Source organism: Paenibacillus sp. BT-177 (assembly GCF_025846815.2).
Classification (GTDB): Bacteria; Bacillota; Bacilli; order Paenibacillales; family Paenibacillaceae; genus Paenibacillus; species Paenibacillus polymyxa_C.
This window is the reverse complement of the sequence record NZ_JAOYTP010000026.1, coordinates 1-2,663: the sequence shown is the minus strand read 5'-3', so window position 1 is coordinate 2,663 and position 2,663 is coordinate 1. Positions and strand designations below refer to the sequence as shown.

At 50.8% G+C, this 2,663-nt stretch carries 1 protein-coding gene; it reads left to right on the top strand.

Features of this window, described 5'->3' with window-relative positions:
• Positions 1-2,663, top strand: a 2,663-nt coding sequence (locus OIU26_RS25750) for a condensation domain-containing protein (protein ID WP_264218407.1), incomplete at both ends; no start/stop codon positions are given.

Sequence of the window (2,663 nt, the reverse complement as noted above, 5' to 3'; positions counted from 1 at the left end):
GAAACGAAAGCCAATGCCATCCAAAGCTCCATTCGTCTGAATGAAGGACCGCTGGTGAAGCTGGGACTTTTCCGCTGCATGGATGGAGATCATTTACTGATTGCCATTCACCATTTGGTTATAGATGGCATCTCATGGCGGATTGTGTTTGAAGATTTTGCGACTGGATATGAACAGGCCGTTCGGGGAGAAGCGATTCGCTTGCCTTATAAAACGGATTCGTTCTCTGCTTGGGCAGAGCGGTTGTCTCAATATGCGAACAGTCCGGCCATTGACAACGAACGCGAATACTGGCAGCGTCTTGCCCACATGGCAGTCGCATCGCTACCTAAGGATCAAGACAAAGCGGCAGGACAGCCTTTTTGGGTCAGAGATAGTGAGACGGTGACCGTGGCTTGGAGCGAACAGGAAACCCGGCTGCTGCTTCAGGAATCACATCGTGCGTACAACACAGAGGTCAATGATCTGCTGTTAACCGCACTCGGCAGCGCATTGTACAACTGGAGCGGGCAGAAGCGTGTGCTGGTCAATCTGGAGGGGCATGGCCGGGAAGCTATTGTTCCAGATGTGGATATTACACGTACTGTGGGCTGGTTTACAAGTCAGTATCCGGTGCTGCTGGATGTCGATGGAAAGGCGGAAGTAGGGCAGCGCATCAAGCGGGTCAAAGAGGACCTGCGTCATGTGCCGCATAAGGGCATTGGCTACGGTATTTTGAAGTATATGTCTTCGGATAATGCCGATCCTTCCTTGAATCTGCAGCCTGAGATCAGCTTTAACTATTTGGGACAATTTGATCAGGATTTGGAACAGAGTGACATCGTGCTGTCTTCGCATACGGACGGAGAGCCGATGAGTGGTTATACCGTGCTGGAGCAGCCGCTGAATGTGAACGGCATGATTACAGCAGGCGTGCTGACCTTGGAAATTCGCTATGACAGCCAAGTATATCATCAGCAAAATGTAGAGAAGTTTGCCCGGCTGCTGCAGGAGAGCTTGCAGGAAGTGATCAAGCATTGTGCCTCCCAAGAGCGGAGCGAACTAACGCCAAGCGATGTCTTGTTCAAAGGCTTGTCGTTGGAACAACTGGAGCAATTAACAGAGCAAACGGCTTCTGTGGGTGAACTGGAAAATGTGTATGCTCTTTCTCCCATGCAGAAAGGGATGCTGTTCCATAGCTTGATGGAACCGAACTCAGGCGCATACTTCCAGCAAGCCTCGTTTGATCAAAAAGGCAGCTTCGATGTTGCTGTTTTCCGCAAGAGCCTAGATCTGCTGACACAGCGTCATGAAGCGCTGCGGACGAATTTCCATCGGTTTGAGACCGGACACGGTCAGGAGCCATTGCAACTGGTGTTCCGTCACAAAGATAGCGACCTTTCCTTTAAGGATGTACGCGGAATGCGGAAAGCAGAACAACAGGCGTATATCCAGGCGTTGAAGCAGGAGGATCAGGCTCGGGGCTTTGATCTCGGTACGGATGCACTCATGCGCGTACAGGTATGGCAGACCGATGAAGAAACGTATCACTGGGTCTGGAGCTTCCATCACATTATCATGGACGGCTGGTGCTTATCGCTCGTTACCGGGGAAGTGTTTGGTACGTACTTTGCGCTGCTGGAGCAGAAACAGCCGGAGCTTGCTCCAATCACACCGTATGGCCAATATATCGAATGGCTAGAGCGTCAGGACGAACGTGCGGCAAAAGAGTATTGGAGCAACTATTTGGCGGGCTTTGAACAGCAGACGTTGCTGCCTGGATCGGATACTGCATCGAAAGACCAAGTAGCAGACAGCAGGGAAAGTGTTCTGTCCACGACAACAAGCGATACCAGTGAATATGTTTCTGAAAAAATAACGGTGGAGCTGGATCCAACGTGGAGCGAAGCCATGTACCGGATTGCCAAGCAGCAGCAGGTCACGATCAATACGCTGATGCAGAGCGTGTGGGGCCTGATTTTGCAGCAATATAATAACAATGAAGATGTTGTATTCGGCAGTGTCGTATCTGGACGTCCGACGGATATTGCTGGCGTAGAAAATATGATCGGTCTGTTCATTAATACGATTCCGGTTCGGATTCAAAGTGAGCGGAATGCCACGTTTGTCGACATCATGCGGAACACGCAGGAGCAAGCGCTGGCTTCGGGAGTATATGACAGCTTCCCGCTATATGAAATTCAGGCGCTGACCGAGCAGAAGCAGCATCTGATTAATCACATTATGGTATTTGAAAACTATCCGGTCGAGGAGCAAGTCGAGCAGTTGGGTGAAGTTCGTCCGTCTGCATTTGACATTACGAATGTAGAGGTTGTTGAGCAGACGAACTATGATCTGGACTTGATTGTGATGCCGGATGAAGCCTTCCGCATCATGTTCAGATACAACGCAAATGTGTACGACCGGTCTACGATCGAGCGGATGCAGGGACATGTACTGCATGTCATCGAGCAAATCGTGAACAATCCGCATATCCGTGTGAATGAGCTGGAATTGGTGACACCAGAAGAACAGGCACAGATCGTTCAGGTATGGGGAGATACGGCGGCAGCCTATCCGCAGGATCAGACGCTAAGCAGTCTGTTTGAGCAGCAGGTCGCGAACACGCCGGAGCAAGTCGCGGTACTGTGCGGTGAAGAGTCGCTGACCTACCGTGAGCTGAA